Source organism: Peribacillus sp. RS7, assembly GCF_041956845.1.
Lineage (GTDB): Bacteria > Bacillota > Bacilli > Bacillales > DSM-1321 > Peribacillus.
The window spans coordinates 1,367,567-1,387,717 of sequence record NZ_CP168135.1 but is presented as its reverse complement, the minus strand read 5'-3'; the positions used below and the strand labels follow the sequence as shown (position 1 = coordinate 1,387,717).

19 protein-coding genes and 2 pseudogenes are annotated in these 20,151 nt (G+C 40.4%); 8 read left to right on the top strand and 13 right to left on the bottom strand.

The genetic code is table 11. From position 1 onward, the window contains the following. Positions 1-19: 19 nt before the first annotated feature. The 7 genes from ACDZ29_RS07135 to ACDZ29_RS07105 all read right to left on the bottom strand — a co-directional run bounded on the left by ACDZ29_RS07135 (position 20) and on the right by ACDZ29_RS07105 (position 5,960). Positions 20-274, bottom strand: coding sequence for a hypothetical protein (locus ACDZ29_RS07135; RefSeq protein ID WP_375090549.1), 255 nt, complete (start codon positions 272-274; stop codon positions 20-22). 105 nt (positions 275-379) lie between these two features. Further along, a complete protein-coding gene (locus ACDZ29_RS07130; protein ID WP_370016594.1) occupies positions 380-1,720 on the bottom strand; it encodes an MmgE/PrpD family protein in 1,341 nt (446 codons plus the stop codon). 5 nt (positions 1,721-1,725) lie between these two features. Further along, complete coding sequence (locus ACDZ29_RS07125; RefSeq protein ID WP_370016593.1) at positions 1,726-2,493, bottom strand: amino acid ABC transporter ATP-binding protein; 768 nt, start codon at positions 2,491-2,493, stop codon at positions 1,726-1,728. A 4-nt stretch (positions 2,494-2,497) separates the two neighbouring features. Next, complete coding sequence (locus tag ACDZ29_RS07120) at positions 2,498-3,169, bottom strand: amino acid ABC transporter permease (RefSeq protein WP_375090548.1); 672 nt, start codon at positions 3,167-3,169, stop codon at positions 2,498-2,500. A gap of 23 nt (positions 3,170-3,192) precedes the next feature. Then, positions 3,193-3,993, bottom strand: a complete 801-nt coding sequence (locus ACDZ29_RS07115; RefSeq protein ID WP_370016591.1) for a transporter substrate-binding domain-containing protein — start codon at positions 3,991-3,993, stop codon at positions 3,193-3,195. Positions 3,994-4,012: 19 nt separating this feature from the next. Then, positions 4,013-4,546: a GNAT family N-acetyltransferase gene (locus tag ACDZ29_RS07110; protein ID WP_375090547.1), complete on the bottom strand. Its 534-nt coding sequence runs from the start codon at positions 4,544-4,546 to the stop codon at positions 4,013-4,015. An 85-nt stretch (positions 4,547-4,631) separates the two neighbouring features. Next, entirely contained in the window at positions 4,632-5,960 is a 1,329-nt protein-coding gene (locus ACDZ29_RS07105) for an LLM class flavin-dependent oxidoreductase (RefSeq protein ID WP_375090546.1), read from the bottom strand. Between the two features lie 501 nt (positions 5,961-6,461). Between ACDZ29_RS07105 and ACDZ29_RS07100 the strand changes: the two genes are divergently transcribed. Together ACDZ29_RS07100 and ACDZ29_RS07095 are read left to right on the top strand one after the other, a co-directional pair. After that, complete coding sequence (locus tag ACDZ29_RS07100) at positions 6,462-7,550, top strand: amidohydrolase (protein WP_375091111.1); 1,089 nt, start codon at positions 6,462-6,464, stop codon at positions 7,548-7,550. 26 nt (positions 7,551-7,576) lie between these two features. Then, a pseudogene (locus tag ACDZ29_RS07095) lies at positions 7,577-8,001 on the top strand (cytidine deaminase). A gap of 63 nt (positions 8,002-8,064) precedes the next feature. Here ACDZ29_RS07095 and ACDZ29_RS07090 read toward each other — a convergent pair. From ACDZ29_RS07090 to ACDZ29_RS07080, 3 genes are all read right to left on the bottom strand, one after another. After that, on the bottom strand, positions 8,065-8,634 hold the full coding sequence (locus ACDZ29_RS07090; RefSeq protein WP_375090545.1) for an MEDS domain-containing protein: 570 nt from the start codon (positions 8,632-8,634) through the stop codon (positions 8,065-8,067). Positions 8,635-8,758: 124 nt separating this feature from the next. Further along, entirely contained in the window at positions 8,759-9,394 is a 636-nt protein-coding gene (locus ACDZ29_RS07085) for a FusB/FusC family EF-G-binding protein (RefSeq protein WP_375090544.1), read from the bottom strand. Between the two features lie 159 nt (positions 9,395-9,553). Further along, a complete protein-coding gene (locus tag ACDZ29_RS07080) occupies positions 9,554-9,817 on the bottom strand; it encodes a CD3324 family protein (RefSeq protein WP_101225543.1) in 264 nt (87 codons plus the stop codon). A gap of 349 nt (positions 9,818-10,166) precedes the next feature. Here ACDZ29_RS07080 and ACDZ29_RS07075 point away from each other — a divergent pair, with 349 nt between their 5' ends. Further along, positions 10,167-10,811, top strand: a complete 645-nt coding sequence (locus ACDZ29_RS07075) for an SDR family oxidoreductase (protein WP_289314685.1) — start codon at positions 10,167-10,169, stop codon at positions 10,809-10,811. Positions 10,812-10,854: 43 nt separating this feature from the next. On the opposite strand, the pseudogene ACDZ29_RS07070 reads toward ACDZ29_RS07075, so the two are convergent. Beyond that, positions 10,855-11,420, bottom strand: a pseudogene (locus tag ACDZ29_RS07070) (maltose acetyltransferase domain-containing protein). A 356-nt stretch (positions 11,421-11,776) separates the two neighbouring features. Between ACDZ29_RS07070 and brnQ the strand changes: the two are divergent. From brnQ to ACDZ29_RS07050, 4 genes are all read left to right on the top strand, one after another. Beyond that, on the top strand, positions 11,777-13,108 hold the full coding sequence (brnQ, locus tag ACDZ29_RS07065; RefSeq protein ID WP_375090543.1) for a branched-chain amino acid transport system II carrier protein: 1,332 nt from the start codon (positions 11,777-11,779) through the stop codon (positions 13,106-13,108). Between the two features lie 531 nt (positions 13,109-13,639). Continuing rightward, positions 13,640-14,506 (top strand): AAA family ATPase, encoded by an 867-nt coding sequence (locus ACDZ29_RS07060; protein WP_375090542.1) that lies wholly within the window; start codon positions 13,640-13,642, stop codon positions 14,504-14,506. A 15-nt stretch (positions 14,507-14,521) separates the two neighbouring features. Further along, positions 14,522-16,438, top strand: a complete 1,917-nt coding sequence (locus ACDZ29_RS07055) for a nitric oxide reductase activation protein NorD (protein WP_289314688.1) — start codon at positions 14,522-14,524, stop codon at positions 16,436-16,438. A 197-nt stretch (positions 16,439-16,635) separates the two neighbouring features. Next, positions 16,636-17,316, top strand: coding sequence for a hypothetical protein (locus ACDZ29_RS07050; RefSeq protein ID WP_375090541.1), 681 nt, complete (start codon positions 16,636-16,638; stop codon positions 17,314-17,316). 52 nt (positions 17,317-17,368) lie between these two features. Here ACDZ29_RS07050 and ACDZ29_RS07045 read toward each other — a convergent pair whose 3' ends face one another. Then, positions 17,369-17,488: a DUF4023 family protein gene (locus tag ACDZ29_RS07045; protein WP_375090540.1), complete on the bottom strand. Its 120-nt coding sequence runs from the start codon at positions 17,486-17,488 to the stop codon at positions 17,369-17,371. Between the two features lie 172 nt (positions 17,489-17,660). Here ACDZ29_RS07045 and ACDZ29_RS07040 point away from each other — a divergent pair, with 172 nt between their 5' ends. Then, positions 17,661-18,404 (top strand): SDR family oxidoreductase, encoded by a 744-nt coding sequence (locus tag ACDZ29_RS07040; RefSeq protein WP_375090539.1) that lies wholly within the window; start codon positions 17,661-17,663, stop codon positions 18,402-18,404. 64 nt (positions 18,405-18,468) lie between these two features. On the opposite strand, the gene ACDZ29_RS07035 is transcribed toward ACDZ29_RS07040, so the two are convergent. Beyond that, positions 18,469-19,920: a YfcC family protein gene (locus ACDZ29_RS07035; protein WP_375090538.1), complete on the bottom strand. Its 1,452-nt coding sequence runs from the start codon at positions 19,918-19,920 to the stop codon at positions 18,469-18,471. Positions 19,921-20,151 lie beyond the last annotated feature (231 nt).

Genomic DNA, 20,151 nt, shown 5'->3' with positions numbered 1-20,151 from the left:
AGAAGTGCCATATCAATCATTATGGCGCTTCTTTTTTTGTGGTGGGAAATGTGGAATTCACGAGTAAAACGCTAAAACTCACTAGTAAAGCGCCGGAATTCACGAGTAAAACGCCGGAACTCACGAGTAAAACGCCGGAATTCACGAGTAAAGCACCAAAACTCACGAGTAAAAGCACGAAATTCACGAGTAAAGCACCGGAACTCACGAGTAAAGCACCGAAACTCACGAGTAAAGCACCGATACTGTCGAGTAAAAGCTTCCAAACACACAAGTAAAGTATACCGTGCTAAAGAAGAGGGACGTCATGGAATTAGGATTGATGGTATACAAATTAGGCGAGCAGTATATAAATACTGTTCGCCTAATTTATTATCAGTCAGCTTCTATAGTCAGCTTCTTGAAGAACACCAAGTGAGGTATGATTCAGTGAATGGACCGCTGCTATTATTTGCTCTGTCTCTACTTCATCTCCTACGGCTTTATGCAATTTTTCTATTAGCTGGGACTTTGTTAATGGATTCCCAGGACTTCCTTTAGGTGTATCGATTCGTTTCGATAGTACATCCCCACTCGTTGTAGTCACGGTCACAATTGTAAATCGTCCCACTGGGAGTGCTGCTTTGGAAGGCTTGATCGTTGCATCCGTCTCTCTATTTACTTTTTGAAAGGATTCTCTCCATGAATGGGGAATAGGTTTCGATTCAAAAGAAGCAAAGGTCAGGGGTTTGCCTGTAAGCGCGAGCCATACAATATACTCAATCGAAAATCTTCCTTCTTCACCAGTCGATGGGTTATGGTGAAGCAAAGCGGAATCACCATTTGGAGGAAAGCAAACACTCACCGATTCAATATCCTCTTCCGACAAATCGTACGTTTTATGTAAAAAAACAGCTGCTTCAGCGCCATGTGCCGCAGCAGAACAAAAGGGATACTGTTTAAACCATAATCCCGGTGATACGATCCGCCATGTCTTTCCCCAATTTACCGTCAAATCGGGAACTCCATTTTCTGCATATACCTCAAAGAAACCATTCTTATCATTCAAAAAGTCGGGGTTGCTATGTAATCCCATCCGAATCCAATCTGCGGAATCCACAGCGTTTTTAGCCGCAATCCCTACATGGAGCGGCTTTACCACAGTACCAAATTGGAGTCGTAAACCAGCCGATTGGGTAGCGGCAAGACTCATGGTTTCAGCTATTAAGCGTGGTGAGTATTCCCGTAAATACGCAACCGCACCAGCTGCAGCTATTACGCCAAGTGTAGCTGTATTATGCCACCCTTTTGTATAATGATATGGGTTCATAGCTTCTCCAAACCGAGCCATAATCTCCACACCAACCACATAGGCAGCTAAAAAACGTTTCCCAGGCATTTCAGGTTCTCCAACTGCTAACAAAGCAGACAAAATGACTGCGCTTGGATGACCGCGTACATCTGAATGTACATCATCATAATCTAGTAAATGAGCTTGAAAGCCATTGAAAAGTGCTGCTTGGGATCGTGTTGCATGTATGTGACTTCCGATCAAGTAACTCGTCCCATTTCCGCCTTCTTCCAAAATGATTTGCTTTAAAATCGTAATTTCCTTTTCGGATTTTGTTTGATAGGAAACAGCAAGATAATCAAGAAGTCCTTCGATGGCAGCCTGTAATACTACTTCATTTACCAACGGATTGGAATGATAAATCATTTCAGATAACCTTTCTGTGTTCATACACTTCACTTCCTTTTTTGCCTGGCAGATCCGTCCGTTTCATCTCCCATTTGCCGTAAAAAACGCTGAGTTCGCGGATTAAGAGAATGCTCAATTACTTGTTCTGGGGTGCCTTGTTCGATAATATGTCCCTCTGCCATGAATATGACATGGTCAGCAACTTCCTTCGCAAATTGCATTTCGTGCGTCACGATCACCATTGTGGTATCCTCTTTCGCTAACTCCCGTATTACTTGTAAAACCTCATTAACCAATTCGGGATCAAGAGCGGAGGTAGGTTCATCAAATAAAATGGCATGTGGTTTTACAGCTAAGGCTCTAGCGATGCTGACGCGCTGCTGTTGTCCACCAGATAAGGTAGCGGGGTATTGTTTTGCTTGTTTTTCTAAGCCAACGCGTTTCAATAAATCCACGCCGATTTGAATGGCATCTTCTTTTTTCATATTTTTTCTGACAAGCAAAGCTTCAATCACGTTTTTTAAAGCTGTTTTATTTTTAAAAAGGTTATAGTGTTGGAATACCATCGCTGTTTGCTGTCTTAATTGGTACGCGTCTCTCTCTTTATATTTTTGGGTATCCAATTTTACATCGTTGATTTCGATGGTGCCGCTGTTGGGCTTTTCCAACAAGTTCAGACAGCGTAATAACGTTGATTTTCCAGAACCTGAAGGGCCAATAATTGCGACAACTTCCCCGGTTCTTATATCCAAGTTAATATCGTTCAATACTTGTTTATCATCAAAATGTTTAGATAAGTTTCTTACTTTTATCATATGATCACCTTCTAAGTGGTTTGCTGAGCCAAATCTCCAGGTATTTTTGCATCCAAGAATAAAGAATAACCAATAGCCAGTAAATCAAGCCAACCACCAAATATGTCTCGAAAAAGCGCATGTTAGCGGATGCAATAATTTTTCCCTCTGCAAATAGTTCCGTAATTCCTAATGTAAAGGCAAGGGACGTTTCTTTAATCAAAGATATAAATGTATTTCCTGTTGCTGGCAATGCATTTAAAGCAGCCTGTGGTAATATGATTCGCGAGTAAATCTGCACTCTTTTCATGCCAGTTGCAAGTCCCGCTTCCATCTGCCCTTTGTCCACGGAATTCAATCCAGCTCGGAAAATTTCTGCTAAATAAGAGGATTCTTTCAAACTAAATCCAATGATCGCCGCCGTCATTGCTTCCATCGTTGACAACGACGGGAATAACTGTGGTAAACCGTAATAAATGATGAATAATTGTACCAATGTTGGCATTCCTCGGAATAAAGAGATATATAAGCCTGCCAGGTGGGTGATTCCAAAAATATTGCTATTTCTTATTAAGGCTACTACAAGTCCGATAATAATGGCTAAAGCCATCGAAATGATGGCTAAAACCAGAGTGATTGGAATAAATTTTGCGATTTGCAGGGAAATTTCCAACATATATTGTAAATCAAAATTCATAATGCTTTAAACCTCCGCTATGCTTATTCGCCGGAATTCGTGGTGATGTCTTCACCAAAATATTTATTGGACAGCTTCGTTAATGTACCATCTTCTTTAAGTTTTTTGATTTCAGTCGTGAATTCATCATTTAATTTTTTGCCTTTTTCTGTTTTGGTAAATGGATACCCTACATTTTCATAGGCCACTGGATCACCAACTAGTTTTAACGGAAGATCATTTTTCTTTATTTCTGCAACCAGGATTGGGCGGGAATTGATATATCCATCTACTCGGTTGTTAATGGCATCTTGCATCGCGCCATCCCGGGTTTCATAGGTTCGTATTTTGATATCGCCATTTTTATCATATTTTTCTAGGTTTGTGACGTTATTAGACCCCAGCACACCGGAAACGGTTTTGCCTTTAAGATCAGCCAAACTTTTAATATCATCGTTTTTTGTGCTTGATACAATTTGTGCACCATAATAACTATACGGCTCTGTAAAATTAAATTGTTCTTGGCGTTCTGGTGTTATAGCAACGGCATTCGCAACGGTGTCCAATTTACCTGATCCCAATTGCCCCATTATCCCACTGAAATCAGAAGTGACCCACTCTACCTTGTATCCTAAATTCTTGGCGATGAGTTCTGTAAGTTCTACGTCAAAACCTATTAATTTACCATCCTCTTGATAACCATTTGGATAGCTTTGGCCAGTTGACCCCACTTTGATTGTTTTTTGTTCGGAATCATTGGCAGTATTCTCTTGTTTTGAACTGCCACATGCTGCAAGCACTAATATGAAAAGTAAAGAGAGTCCAAGGGAAAGAATTTTCTTCATTGTTATTTTCCTCCTATTATTAAATGGTTTGATTATGTTTTTCAGACCAAGCTTGATATTGTCCCGGTTGCAAGATTTTCCTCAAATATATCGTGAGATGACCTTTGCCTAAATCTTTTTGACCGATCTCTTCAAATCCACTTTTTTCGTACATTTCTTTTAGCCATGGATGATTATCCGCGGTTCCGAGTGTAACCGCGGGGGCTCTCAGTTGCTTCTTCAAAATTTCTTCTTCGAGCCATGACAGAACTTTTTTTCCTATGCCTTGACGCTTATATGCAGGATTTGTAGCGAACCAACCTATGTGCGGCAATACGAGCGGGCCAGGATTGGGGCCCCAAGGTAACCGAATCGAAACGGTCGAAATAAATGTCCCATTTTCCTCCAGAACATATACCTTATTTTCTGATATATGCTTAATCGCTTCCTCTCTCGTGGCCGTTGCCGCAGAGAAGTGAATATCCAACTCTCTTATACTCGCATAAGCATCCAATGTTAATTGGAGGAATTTATCCACATCTTCTACACGTATTTCACGAAATATTTGACTCATCTTGCGCCTCCTATACTCTATCTAGTTAATTCCTCTTCGGGTGGGTGATTCCGTCTTTGAGAACTTTCCGCCAGGTGTAAGATGTTTAAAGCTTATGAGAATATTGGTTGACCGGTTTATCCAGGCCAAGATTCCCTCGTAATGTGTTACTTTCATATTTAGTACGGAAAATTCCTTTTGATTGCAGTTCAGGGACAACAAGTTCAACAAAATCCGTTAAAGAATCAGGCAAGAGTGCTGGCATAATATTAAAGCCGTCAGCTGCATCTCCATTCACCCAATCTTCAATCTTATCCGCAATCTGCGTTGGTGTTCCAATTGCGATATGATGTCCACGTGATCCAGCAACCCACTGATATGTCTGACGTAACGTCAAATTTTCACTGGTCGCCCGCTTAACGATCAAATCATATTTACTTTGAATGCTATCTACATTATCTGGTAACGAAATATCAGCAAACGGTGTATCCAAAGGGATATTCGAAAAATCCACATTTCCAAAATACCTTCCCATAACAGCCAATCCTATTTCGGGAATGATTAGCTCCTGCAATGCCTCGTACTTTTCTTGGGCTTCCTTCTCAGTCTGTCCCACAATCGGGAACAAACCTGGCATAATACTCAAGCTGCTTTTCGCCCGATTAAAAGCGGCCAATTGACCTTTTAACACATGGTAAAATGAAACCGCGTCCTCCTTATTCTCCTGAGCGGTAAAGACAATCTCTGCATGCTTTGCTGCAAGCAATTGCCCATCGCCAGAAGAGCCTGCTTGTACAATGACAGGATGCCCCTGAGGTGAGCGAGAAATATTTAATGGTCCTTTTACAGAGAAAAACTCACCTTGATGATTGATTTCATGAAACTTGCTTTCATCAATGAATTGCCCTCTATCTTTATCGATAACCAACGTATCTTCTTCCCATGAGTCCCATAATTTCTTGGTAACTTCAACAAATTCAGTCGCCCTTTTATAACGGAGACCATGTTCTAAATGTTCAGTTTTATTGAAGTTTACTGCAGTGGAGGCAAGGGACGTTGTGACTACGTTCCATCCAGCACGGCCGGAGGTGATATGGTCTAAAGAAGCAAATTTTCTAGCAACATTAAAGGGTTCTTCGTAGGTGGTAGAAGCCGTTGAAACCAAACCAATATTGGAAGTCGCCGAGGCTAGATAAGATAATAAGGTCAATGGCTCGAATCGAGTCAGAATATTAGGATGCGAGTCCTTTGCAACTGACAAACTATCTGCTAAGAATAATAAATCAAATAAACCTTTTTCGGCAGTCTGCGCCAACCTCTTAAAATAATCGATGTTCATATTTGCTTTCGGATTGGCGTTAGGATGTCTCCAAGAAGCAACGTGATGTCCTGTTCCGGCCAAAAATACACCAAGTTTTACTGTTTTCTTTTTCATATGTCAATTGCTCCTTTATGTCTTCACTTTTAAACGCAGGGGATGTATAATAGTATATCCTTACTGGTTTACTATGAATTAATGTTAAAATAAAACCCGCTTCCAGTTTAGAAGAGGGTTCCTTCCGACCAATGTGTATCTATGTCTTTACTTCTTTTCTACTATAGAAATTTAATCCTTTTTAGTATTGATACGTTACTATAATATAGTGAATTACTTCACATGGTAGCACCTTGTATAATAAATTGTCAATGCTGAATATTCGAAATAAACACTTTTCATTTAAGGGAATTCATTGTTATGATGCTTGCGATGCGTCTTAAATTAGATCTCATGCTTTACACGTTTATCAAATAGCTTATTTGATACTGTTTAATTTGATATTGCTTGGATATAGCTTTCGTTCTTTAATATTCGGATTTTTAAGGAGATGGACAACCGTTGACTATAAGTAATGTAGAATTGGAGAATTATCTATTGGAATTCAGACGTGATCTTCATATGACACCTGAATTATCAAACGAAGAATTTGAAACGACTAAAAAAATTAAAGAAGCGCTTCAATCTCAAAATATTAAGATACTTAATTTTCCATTGAAAACTGGTGTCGTAGCAGAGATAAAAGGCAGCAAGCCGGGACCTACGATAGCACTTCGCTCCGATATTGATGCTTTACCAATTTTGGAGCAATCTGAGGTGGACTTTCCTTCAAGGCACATCGGCGTGATGCATGCATGTGGTCATGATTTTCACACTTCTGTCATTTTGGGGACTGCTTTTTTATTAAAAAAAGAAGAAAGAGATCTGTCCGGAACGATTCGTTTGATATTTCAACCTGCGGAGGAAACGGGACATGGTGCAAGTGCTTTAATGGAAACTGGTGTGTTGGATGATGTGGATGTGATTTTTGGTCTTCATAATGATCCGACATTGCAAGTTGGGGAGTTAGGGACAAAACATGGAGCACTGACAGCGGGAGTCGATCGCTTTGAAGTGCATGTTAAAGCAACTGGCTCACATGCGGCCAAACCGGAAGAGGGAAATGATCCGATTATCATAACAGGACATATTATCTCAACGTTGCAAACCATTATCAGCCGAAATGTGGCGGCAAAAGAGTCAGCGGTTTTGAGCATCACTCAAATTCATAGTGGCTCAACGTGGAATGTTATCCCAGATAGTGCATATTTGGAAGGAACCGTCCGGACCTTCAGTAAAATTCAACGAGAGTTCATTCAGAAACGTATGAAACAAGTCCTGCACGGTATAAGTGAAACATTCAATGCAAATGTTGAATTATCATGGCATCCAGGCCCTCCATCAGTTGATAATACACCTGAATGGGCCGATTTGGCGCTTCAGGTTGGTGACACAGCAGGTTACACGACAAAAACGTTAGAAGCTAGCTCCATAGGGGAAGACTTCGCTTTTTACCAAGAAAAAATACCAGGTGCTTTCGTAATGATAGGTTCAGGAGGTCCGTATGACCTGCATCACCCTAAGTTTATAGTAGAAGAAACGGCACTTTTTCCAGCTGCTTCTTATTTCCGCTTATTGGCTTTAGAAGCGTTAAAAAAAATCCCTAAATGAAATATTAGTAGAGAAGGAGAGCCAATATCAAAACTTATCCTTTGAATGAGTCGGATCGTGATTTAATAGAAGCTGCAAGTGCAAAAATTAGGGATTTTTACGAGGAAAATAGGCATCATGTTGGTGCTGCATTAAAAACAAAGTCAGGAAAAATCGTTGCTGCCGTACATATTGAATCATATATTGGCCGGGTTACCGTATGTGCAGAAGCCATTCGATTGGGAAAACGATATCGGACGGCGAAAAGGGATTTGATACAATCGTGGCGATTAAGCATCCCTATTCCGATGATGAAGACAGAGATTTAAAAGTCGTTAGCCCGTGTTGGATGTGTCGGGAATTAATCTCGGATTATACAAAAGACTGCTTTGTCATACTGACTGTTAATGGGGAAACGGTCAAGGTGAAAATCGGTGAATTACTGCCGTATAAATACACGAGGGACTCATGATAATAATCAATAATGCAACGGAAAAAAACACGCTTAGGAGATTCCTGAGCGTGTTGTGTATTATTATTTCAAACTAGGTGGCAAGTATTGTTCACAGACGATGATATCATCGTCTTTTAGGACATAAGGATGTGTTTCCAACAATATGGTTTTGAGGTAGTCTGGCATCCTCTCACCTTTGTACGCACAAATTAATGGAAATGACAGCAGATTTACTGCTTCATCTACTGTTCTCTCAAATTCCTCTATGATGTGCAGCGGCTCTTCCAGAGTTGCCCATTCCACATGTGCCCATGATCGGAAAGAGATTTTATTTTCCACATAGGGCTGTACCGTTTTATTAAAGTATTCTTCGATTGCAGGAGGATGATAACTGCCGCTTGAACAATAGAAATCGAAGTTGTTCACAAAATGAAGGAACTCCATTTGATCTTCCGTTAACCGAGTGCTCAGCTCTTTATGAATAATGGGGTAAATACGGTCATTTTCAACAAGAATGACATAATCTCCCGCCGCGATGCCATCTTGGATATAACTTAAAACCTGGTTAATGTAATTTTCCATTTCATTATAGGAATACAGCACATGAATGTTTTTTTGATCTTCAAACAACTGATTCATTTTGCTTTTCAATATATCATTCCTTCTTTCATGTATCGCTTCAATTATACTAGAATTCCATAGGCAGGACAAAATGAGAATTTTTTAACAAGAAACAAAAAGCAATCCTTCGCCATTGAAGGATTGCTTTTCCGTATTATTTCAGCCGCTCGATTAAATCGGTCATTTTATCTAAAGTGGTTATGTTCTGGTTACATTTCATACTATCCAGGCAAATGTAATTCCCTTTTTTAATGAATGTCCCTTGGACAGTTCCTTTTGTTTCAGACATGAACATCCCTACTTCTTCAAAGCGGCTGCATATGACACAGATCCCTTTTTTGTTGGCGGGTTTAATGGTTCCATGCAATCCGGTGAGTTTATTATGATGGGGTGCAATGATGAATTTCTTTCCGGATCCGCCATCATCCCATCCCAAGTATGAAATCTCTCTCAAATCGATGTTTTCCAACAAAGGGGCTCTTAATTTCTTTGCTTTAGGAAACAATTTTTTTATCGTTTTTTCGCTTACTTCTTTAAATGGGATTACAAACGGCTTTACCTGTAAGAGAAAGGCTTCGGCTTGTGCGGGATCTTTAATGGTATCTACTGGATCCAGTAGTTGTTTTTGTTCTTCGCTCAAGTCACCGAATAAGCTTAATACTCTTTCTTTGGCAACAGTTTTCAGGGTGTTGATCACATCCTTATCGTTGGCCGTCGCGTGTCCATTTATAAGAATCTGCGTTTGGGATTTAATGAAGTTATATTGCTCGCTTCTGATATAAGGTTCCATTTTCTTCACTCCTGTTTTTATTGCGCGATACTTGTAACATGATCCCGTTTTTATATACTTTACAGAAATCGCATCTGCATTAAAAGGGGGAAAACGACTAAGAAACATTCTTGGCATATGAATAGCACTGATATCATTATCAGTGCTGCCCATGCAATCCTATTTAGAATAAACGATTTTCTTAATGGTTTCCGCGGAGAGAAAATGTTCCTCGGCTAATTGATGGATGGTATGCCCGTCTTTGAATGCATATTTTATAGAGGCATTTCGGTCATCGATCAATTCCCTTGATCCCGAACGGGTTCCCCATTTGTGATGGGCCTTTTCAGGTTTCGGGATATATATGGTTTCACCTTGCACATACTTTTGAATTTCAACGATCAGCTTTTCAGGCAACACGGCCGTTGCTTTTACATATTTCATTTCTGCCAGCCCCTTATTCTTTTTTAAGAATGAAATAAGGTGCAAAGCCAAATATTAGAAATGATAAGTCGGGCGATTAAGTTTAGCTTAATTTAACCCCATGCAAAGTATCGCCTCCAATACTAGGCTTTGCATGAGACGCTGCAGAAGGTGGCATTAACATTCTTATTGCCATCTTTACACCTCCCTTTTGTGTCCTAGAAGAACACGTACTGTCATTATTATAAAATATATAAGGGTGGTTGCCAAACTTTTTCCAATGTATGGCGGGCTGATTGTTTGATAATGATCTAAGTACATGAAATAATTTGAAATGAAATCAAACTAACCATTATGGGAGCTGACTTTCATGAAAGTATTCGTAGTTGGGGCAAATGGGCAGATCGGTAAACATCTGGTGGATTTATTAAAAGATAGTCCGGATCATACTGTACGGGCAATGATTCGCAAAGAGGATCAAAGGAAGCATTTTGAGAAAAACGGAATTGAAGCTGCAGTCGTCAGTTTAACGGGAACAGTGGATGAGATTGCGAATGCGGCAAAAGGCTGTGATGCCATCGTGTTTACAGCAGGGTCCGGAGGAAGCACTGGCGCTGATCAAACGCTGTTGATTGATCTGGATGGTGCAGTTAAAACGATTGAAGCGGCAGAAAACTTGGGAATCAACCGATTCATCATGGTGAGTGCTTTTCAGGCCAATAATCGCGAAAACTGGAATGAAGCCATCAAACCGTATTATGTGGCCAAGCACTATGCGGATAGGGCATTGTTACAAAGCGATTTGAATTATACCATCATTCGGCCTGGCGGTCTGGTTAATGAACCGGGAACGGGCAAAGTGACCGCCGCCGAAGAATTGGAAAGAGGTTCGATTGCCCGTGAAGATGTAGCTCGAACTATTCTTGCTTCTTTAACTGAAGAAAATACCTACAAGCGTTCATTTGATTTAATCTCTGGTGATACTGCAATCGCGGAAGCATTAAGGAAAATATAACGAAAAAAAGGAGGCAGAGCCACTCAGCGTCGAGTGAGCTCTGCTATTTAATTCCCTCAATATGCTTGATGACCCTCGCTGGGTTTCCACCGACAACAACGCCTTCAGGAACATCCTTTGTTATGACGGCCCCTGAAGCGACCACGGAATGACTCCCTATTGTAACGCCAGGATTGATGATGGCCCTTCCGCCAATCCATACATGATCCCCAATCGTAACCGGTTTTCCGTATTCCACTCCAGAACTGCGTTCGAAGGGATTCAGCGGATGTGTGGCCGTATAGATATGCACTCCGGGAGCCAACATGCAGTCCTTGCCAATCTTCACTTCACAAACATCCAAAATGACACAATCTAAATTAGCATAAAAGTTTTCCCCGACAGAAATATTGTATCCATAGTCACAATGGAAAGTGGGTTCAATATAAACATTTAGTCCAGTGGAACCTAAAAGCTGTTTTAGCAGTGCCCTTCGTTCATTCCCTTCGCTTTCCGTTGTCTGATTGTATAACCGGTCAACTTTCTAGCATTTTCCCTATCTCTTATTAATTCCGGATCAGCGGCCATATAAGGTTCCCCGCTCACCATCTTTTCTTTTTCAGTATTCATGTTTACTCCTCCTATTTTTTTGGTTTTTATATAGTTTATTTAAATATCTGAATATTAAAACATTTTTCCTGCAAAATAAATTGCAGGACATTTTACTCAAATTTTCTGTTGAATCTGAATGCCTCTCTCATTTTTATAAAAAGAAGTAAGAAAAGAAAGATTTTTCCGAATAATGAGTGAAATAGCTTTGACAAACTTTCCGCCGGATTTTATAGTAAGGAGAGTTATCAATAATCAATAGTTTCATGAAGGTGCATTTTAATAGATAAGTAGAATGGACCGAGGCTCATTTCACTTTTTTATCGAATGGACAACTCTTTTCTTCGTTAAGATAATCAAATAATGGAGGGCTCAATATGTCACAGAAAGCACCACTTTCTTTTATCGTTGTAACAGGATTAATGCTTTTTGCTTTATTTTTTGGTGCAGGAAACTTAATTTTCCCTGCCATGCTCGGTCAATCCGCTGGGACCAATTTATGGTCGGCTAGTTTAGGATTCATCATTACTGGTGTTGGATTGCCATTCATTACAATATTGGCATTTGGTTTTTCGGGAAAAAATGATGTTCAATCGCTTGCAAGCAGGGCACACCCGTTATTCGGCATCATTTTCACAGTCATTCTTTATTTATCTTTGGGACCGCTTTTCGCGCTTCCGAGAACGGGAAGTGTCTCTTACGAAATAGGGATTAAACCTTTCCTTTCTAATGACGTCGGTTTTTTACCATTGCTGGTATTCACGATCATATACTTTGGAATTGCCTGTTTATTATCCATCAATCCATCCAAAATGCTGGATATCGTCGGAAAAATATTAACACCGTTATTATTGATTTTCATCGGGATTCTCATTGTGGTCGCAATTATTAACCCAATGGGTGAAATCCAGTCACCAGCGGCGAATTATTCAGATAATTCTTTCTTCAAGGGATTTAAAGAAGGATATTTGACCATGGATACGCTGGCCGGATTTGCATTTGGTATCATTGTCATCAACGCGATCAAAGACAGAGGGATCACTTCAAGAAAAGAAGTGTTAGGCTTCTGTATGAAAGCTGGCTTGATAGCTGCAACCTTGTTGGTGATCGTGTATACGGCATTGACTTATGTCGGGGCAACAAGTGTGGAAAAACTAGGTCAACTTGGTAATGGCGGAGACGTTTTGGCTCAAGCCTCGAATCATTTTTTCGGATCGGCTGGTGCCGTGTTGTTAGGGTTGATCGTGATCGCAGCATGCCTGACGACAAGCATTGGGTTGATAACGGCTTGTTCTGCGTATTTCAATAAAATACTGCCTGCTGTATCGTATAAATCATTTGTCGTCATCTTCTCCGTTTTTAGTGCGGCTGTTGCAAATGTAGGTTTGACAAAGCTCATTTCAATTACAGTGCCTGTGTTAACCGCACTTTATCCCGTGGCGATCGTTTTGATCGTTCTGACGTTCTTCCATTCCCTTTTCAAAGGGAAATCGGAGGTATACTTAGGAAGCTTATTATTAACGGCCATCATCAGCATAATGGATGGAGTAGTGGCATCAGGCATTAAATTGGATGCTGTTTCGAACTTTTTCACCCAATACCTTCCACTATATAGTGTAGGGATAGGTTGGGTGATGCCTGCCATCATCGGCGGTGTATTGGGCTATATGATATACCTGATGAAAGGGGACCCTGAGGAAGCTTTTTAAGGGTCATCAGAATGAACTTCGAATAACGTTGATTTCCTCTCCAGGCACTCGCTTTCCGCGGGCGGTCCGGGAGCCTCCTCGGCGCTCTTTGCGCCTGTGGGGTCTCCCTTGGACGCGCTTTTCCCGCAGGAGTCTCGTACCTTCCGTTCCAATCAACTGGATTGTTTTTTTAAGAAAAAACTGTAGTCTGGTTTCATCCCGAACCTTGATTAAGACAAGGTTACACTTTGATTTTTTTATTATTTTATAATCCTTATTGGATTGAAGAAATTTGCGACACTCCTGCCGAATAACTGGCTTGCCGAGACCCCACAGGCGCTTGCTTTGATGTGGCTTGGCAGACAGTCTGCGGAAAGGGAGCGGATTTCTGAAATCAACTGGAACGTCTTTTAAATAAAAAACTGCAGGCAAACACACTTTTCTTCTAGTTTGTCACAGTCTGGGAGCTGTCTTGATGACAGCTCTTTTTCTTAGTGTTTGTTTTTAATGGGAAAGAGCCTTAAAATGTTCAGAAAGGGGTGTAGGAACACAATGATCAATCGACTACCAATAGAAATAGCAAATATATTAGAAGCTAATAAAAAAAATCCTGCTCAATACGAGGAATTGATCAAGAGCGGCGGATATCTGCCTCCCGAGATGGAGTTGATGGTAGATGCCATAACTGCCTTAAGCATGGGGAAGAATATCCTTTTGAAGGGTCCGACAGGGGCAGGAAAGACAAAGTTTGCCGAGACATTATCGAATTTATTCAACCAGCCAATGTTCAGTGTCAACTGCTCAGTCGACTTGGATGCCGAAAGTTTATTGGGCTTCAAGACGTTGGCTTATAAAGAGGAAAAACAGGTGATAGAATTCGTACCCGGACCTGTGACCAATTCAATGAATCACGGTCATTTCCTATATATAGATGAAATCAATATGGCAAAACCGGAAACACTGCCGCTAATCAATGGGGTGCTTGATTACAGAAGGACGATAACTAATCCGTTCACGAATGAAGTCATCACTGCAAAAGATGGCTTTAATGTGATTGCTGCAATCAATGAAGGGTATGTCGGTACAGTACCGCTGAATGAAGCGCTGAAAAATAGGTTTGTCGTAATCGAAGTTCCCTATATCGAAGGGGAGCAGTTAAAGCAATTGATAGAAACCAATACAAAGTTGAAGGACCCAAGAAGTATTGAATTGTTCGTTAAACTGTCGAGTGATTTGATAAATGCCGTGAATCAAGGGAAGGTCGCTGAAGATGCGGCATCGATCAGGGCTTTGCTTGATGCTTGCGATCTGAGTGTATTGATCCCGCCGAAACGGGCGATTCTTCGTTCCATTGTGGATAAGTTGGACGAGGAGCGGGAGCGTGAGTTTGTGAAGAACTTGGCTGACACATTATTCTAACTAGGAGAATGCCTAATGAAGTATATCCGGTTTAATGATTCAATAATTGATACGGCCCTTTTTTTACAGCTTCAGGATCTCTCGACTGTCTTATCCGGCATTTCTGAGCTGGAATTCGAATATAATTATGGTTCCTTCATTGATCTGATCGAGAATAAGGTCACAGCCAGCCATTTTTGGGAAAATGGCAATAAGGAAGTGAAGGAAGCGGGACTGAAAACGGACGTGCTCCTTAGGACGATAGGTACGCTGCATCATTCAACAATCCAGAGCATGAAGGAGTACCAGGACATCATCGGGGAAAGTTCGCTTCCGAAGTTTGCAGCCCAATTATTCGCTATAATGGAAGATTTGCGATTGGAAGAATTGGTGAAGAAAGAAAGGCCAGGCACGAAAAAATGGTTTTCGGTAAGGGGAGCTTACCTTAAACAATATTTCGAAAGCCAATTAGCAACGAATGTCACAAGAAGTTTTGCGCTGGATGAATTATATTGCCTCATCTATTTACTGCTTCAATCCGACCGGCCGGATCCGATTTTTCCCAGAGCCAATGTACGGCAGCTGGAAGAGCTGGAGAAAATCAAACCGTTCATCCATTCTGTCTTTGAAGCCACTAAAACCAGTGATATCACGAGGATTTGCGAGCAAATCGTTTTTCGTGTGAACGATGGATACGAGGATACGATCAATGAATATTTCATCTTCCCCATTGCAAATGTGGAAAAGTATAAGGCAAATACCTTATTTGATGAACTGACTAGAAATGATGAACTGGTTAACGATGATACAGAAGAGGTAGACGAAGAAAAAAGTGAGTTCATTGATGAGAAATTCTCAACTTGGCACCGGGAGAATAAGAACGGCGAGAGTAATTCGACTTTCCTTCAATTTGAATTGGAGCAGGGAACGAAAACAAGTCTGATGGGCGGCGGTGCCCGAGAAGCGGAAGATGCCGACCAAGCGCTGGCTTCGATCCAGGGTTCATCAGGGGAAAGTAAACAAAAGGAATACAATCAGCAGGAAACGCTGGAGAAGAAACAAACCAATATGGGCAAAAGTGGTGAACATCCATTTGGTGAAGAAAATAAAGACGTCGTCCAAGTAATCAAGGAAGCAAAAATACCAACACTTTCGGAAGAGAAACGCTACCGTGAGTTTGTTGCGGATATCGAACCGTTTAAGAGGAAACTTTCCAGTACAATTGAAAAGACACTGGAAAATAAAAAGAATGCACCAAGAAAAGATTTGGTTTTTGGTCGTTTATCGAAGAAATTACTGCCGCTTGTACTTGAAGAAAATCCAAGGGTCTTTTATAAAAAGAACCAGGATTCAAATGAATTGGATGCCGTATTCACATTGCTTATCGATTGCTCGGCCTCCATGCATAACAAAATGGATGAAACGAAACGAGGGGTCGTCCTGTTTCATGAAGTGCTGAAAAAATTAAGAATTCCCCATTCGATCGTGGGGTTTTGGGAAGATGCGAATGAAGTGAGAGAAGGATATCAGCCGAATTACTTCCATGTGATCCAGTCCCATTCCGATTCTTTTTATCTGAACTCAGGAGCGAAAATCATGCAGCTTGAACCGGAGGAAGACAACCGGGACGGATACAGCATCAGGGTGGCCACAATGGAATTGGAAAAAAGGCGCGAAAAAAACCGTTTCTTGCTCGTATTTTCCGATGGTGAGCCGGCAGCAAGCGATTATGATCAAAATGGAATTGTCGATACACATCTTGCCGTATCGGAAGCCAGGAAAAAAGGCATAGAAGTCATAGGCCTGTTTTTAGCGGATGGAGGCGTCGATGAAAGTGAAGAATTGACGATGAAAAACATCTATGGCAAAGAACGGCTAATGATTCCGAGTGTAGCTGAATTGCCAGAGCAGTTTACACCGCTGTTAAAAAAGCTACTGCTGAAGACCATTTAAGAATTAGGTGTATATAGGGAAAAAACGCAGTAGGATTCTGATTTGGATCTTACTGTGTTTTTTTGTTTCATATCAGTTATTCGCAGTAAGTGAATATATTGATGAGAAGCTTGAAAAGAAAAAAGGATGCGATTCTTTTGACGGGATTAGGGTAAACCATAAATGAGGAAGTGATCGTGTTGATGAATTTACTGTTTATGTTACTTTACTTTATAATCATTGTTCTTGTTATTGAAATATCGGTTACCTTGCTGAAATTGACTGGATTAAAAAGCACAGTAGCCAGATTTCAGGTTATCTCCATGCTGACAGGTACTGGTTTTACAACTGATGAGTCAAAATCCATTATTGATCATCCCGTTCGCAGGAAAATAAGCATGTTTTTAATATTATTTGGTGCTTTCTCACTTGCTGTCATCATTTCATCGATCAGTACATTGCTTACAGATGACCTACGCTTGATGGAGTTAAGCATCATTATTGGAGTATTGGTGGTCTTAACCATTTTTGTGAAGACGCCATTCCTGAATAATAGAATATCGAATAAGTTGAAAAGTGAAATGTATAATCATTATGAATTATGGGAGCACCCGATAGAGGAGGTCCTATTTTTAGAAGATGAAGACGTGGTCATGGAGATTGATATTTTTGAGGACTCTGAATTCATAAATGTCAAAGCGTTTGATGTCATATCGCATGGAGCGGACATCAATATTTTATTTATTGAAAGCGGAGAAGTGAAAATCAGGAAAGAGTTATCTGAGTATAAAATTAAATTAGGGGATAACCTCTTTTTATATGGAAATAAAAAAGAGATAGAAGACACATTTTCAAAAGAAATCGAAGTGATGAAGAAGAAAAAAAGTGCATCGGGGTGAAAAAAATCCCTGCCTTGAAATAAGGCGGGGATTTTTTGAATTGCGGTCTTCATTAATGTTTTTTATTCGGTAATTTCTGAGCGGGATTACCGTTACCTTGACGGCGAAAATTGCCTTCTTCCTTTTTCTGCTGCTTTTGAATGCTTTCCACAAATTCCTTTGAACTTTTCATGGAATGAACCTCCTCCGTTATTTTCTTCTTTACTATAACCAGAAGAGGTGAAATTCATGAGTATGGAAGTGATCTGAGTACCTTATAAAGAGGGAAAGGTGGTAATATTTGGAATGTGGGATTCTTTTATGAACTGGAACCACCTTATCATGAAAAGAAAGAAGGGAAATGAATGGAAAATCGGTTGGATGGAAAAGTTGCAGTGGTCACAGGTTCATCAAGGGGAATTGGTCGCGCCATAGCGGAACAGCTTGCAGAATTGGGTGCAAAAGTGGTGATCAACTATTCAGGTAGTGCGCAGAAGGCATATGAAGCAGTGGAAAGGATTAAGGAGAAGGGCGGGGAAGCCGTCGCCATCAAAGCCGATATTAGCCAACTTTCCCATATTGAAAATCTCTTCGAAGAAACGGTCCAGGCGTTTGGGAAAATCGATATTTTAGTGAACAATGCCGGACTGATGATAAATAAACCACTTTCTGAAGCAACGGAAGAAGACTTTGATAAACAATTTGCAGTGAACGTGAAGGGGACATTCTTCGCTTGCCAACAAGCCTTGAAATATATGGAGGTCGATGGAAGGGTCGTCAATATATCAACCTCTGTAATAGGCCAGATGTTTCCTTCGTATAGCATGTATGCAGGTACAAAAGGGGCAGTTGAACAGTTCACAAGACATCTGTCTAAAGAGTTCGGGCCAAAACGGATTACGATCAATGCGATTGCTCCAGGACCGGTCAACACAGAGTTGTTTAATGTAGGGAAGTCGGAGCAGCAAATTGAAGGGATGAAAAAAATGAATGCCTTCGGACGTTTAGGTGAAACGGATGACATTGCCAATGTGGTTTCGTTTTTGGTAAGTGAACAAGCGCAGTGGGTTACGGGTCAGACGATTAGGGTAAATGGAGGATTCATTTAATGTAATTCAACTAAAGCAACGTAATAATCGTTGCTTTAGTATTTTGTATATCTTTAATTTGCATTTAACCATTCCAGTGAATTGTTTGAGCGATGACCAAGAAAGCGCCCGATAAGAGGAACCAGATAAAAAACAAGGGCAGGTAAAAGCGAACCCATTTTTGCCAGGCGACTCCTGCTAAGGCAAGGGTGGCCATGAAATATCCGGATGTTGGATATAATATATTGCCGATTCCATCTGCCAGCTGATAGGCTAACACGGCTGTTTGTCTTGTAACGCCGATGATGTCGGCCAATGGGGCCATGATGGGCATGGTAACTAAAGCCTGACCGCTGCCGGAGGGGATTAAAAGACTACATAACATTTGTACAATAAACATGCCAAGGGCGCTAAATACAGCGGGAAAGTCGCCGACAAGATTGCCGAGACTATGAACGATCGTGTCCATTACTTGACCTTCCTCCATAACAACAGCGACAGCTCTTGCAACACCTACAATCATGGCACCTACCAAAACTTCTCGAAATCCGTCATTAAATCCTTCGCAAATTTCCGTTAAATTTAACCCGGCAACTAAACCCACAACGATTCCCATGATTATGAAGAGTCCTGCCATTTCCAACATAAACCAACCCTTTGCTAAAACGCCATATACGAGTAGAAACAAGAAACCGACCGTTAAAATTAATGAAATTTTCTGTCTTTTATTCACCTTATATATTTCAGATCCGGGCTTATTTAAGTATAGCGTCCGCTTGGGTTGATCCTCATCAAATACAAAACTAGACTTTGGATTATTTTGAACCTTTTTAGCATAACGCATAATGTAAGTCGTCCCTGCAGTAATAAAAAAGATAAAAGCGATAATCCTTAGCTCGATACCGGAGTATAGGGGAAGACCTGCGATTTTTTGACCTAACCCAGTGTTAATGGGATTAAGAAAGCCAGTCATGAATCCAGCGGTAGTTGCGACTAAAGCTACAGAGACGGCAACCATAGAATCAAATCCTAAGGCAATCATTAGGGGGAGGATGACAGGTACATACACTAAACTTAATTCCTGTGTTCCGATCAAACTGCAAATAATGGCAAATACAACTGTCAGGATAGGAATTAACATCATACTTTTTGTCGAAAATCGCCTAGCTAATCTATCCACTCCCATTTCGATAAGTCCTGTTTTCCGAAGTACAGAAAATATTCCTCCGATGATGAATGTAAAAAAAACAATCTCCCCTGCGGCTACTAAGCCTTTTGGTATAGCTGTCATGAAGTCTACTGGAGAAATAGGTGATTGTTCAACGGTTCGATAGGAATTTGGATCAATCGTCAATCGATCCTCAGGACCTGGAATTCGCTCATAAACACCAGCAGGAACGAAATAAGTTGCAATTGCTGCAAGGAAGATAAATACGAATAATATGACATAAATATGTGGCATATTTAACTTCTTTTTTTTGAATTTAGTCACTTCATCGATACTGACAATTTTTTTTGATTCATTTTCTAATGCCATTAATTTTCCCCCATCATCTTTAGTTTATAAGCATGTCCTTCCAGGTATTATGAATAAGAAATCGATATTCCATGTTAGGTGTTATGTTAAATAACATCGAATGTATCTATTTATTACATATTAATTTAATAATAATGGATTGTCATTGTTCATATTCACTAAAAATAATTGGACAAATTAGATGATATGAATAATTCGAAAATATAAGAAATGGAAAAATAGTTCGTTGAA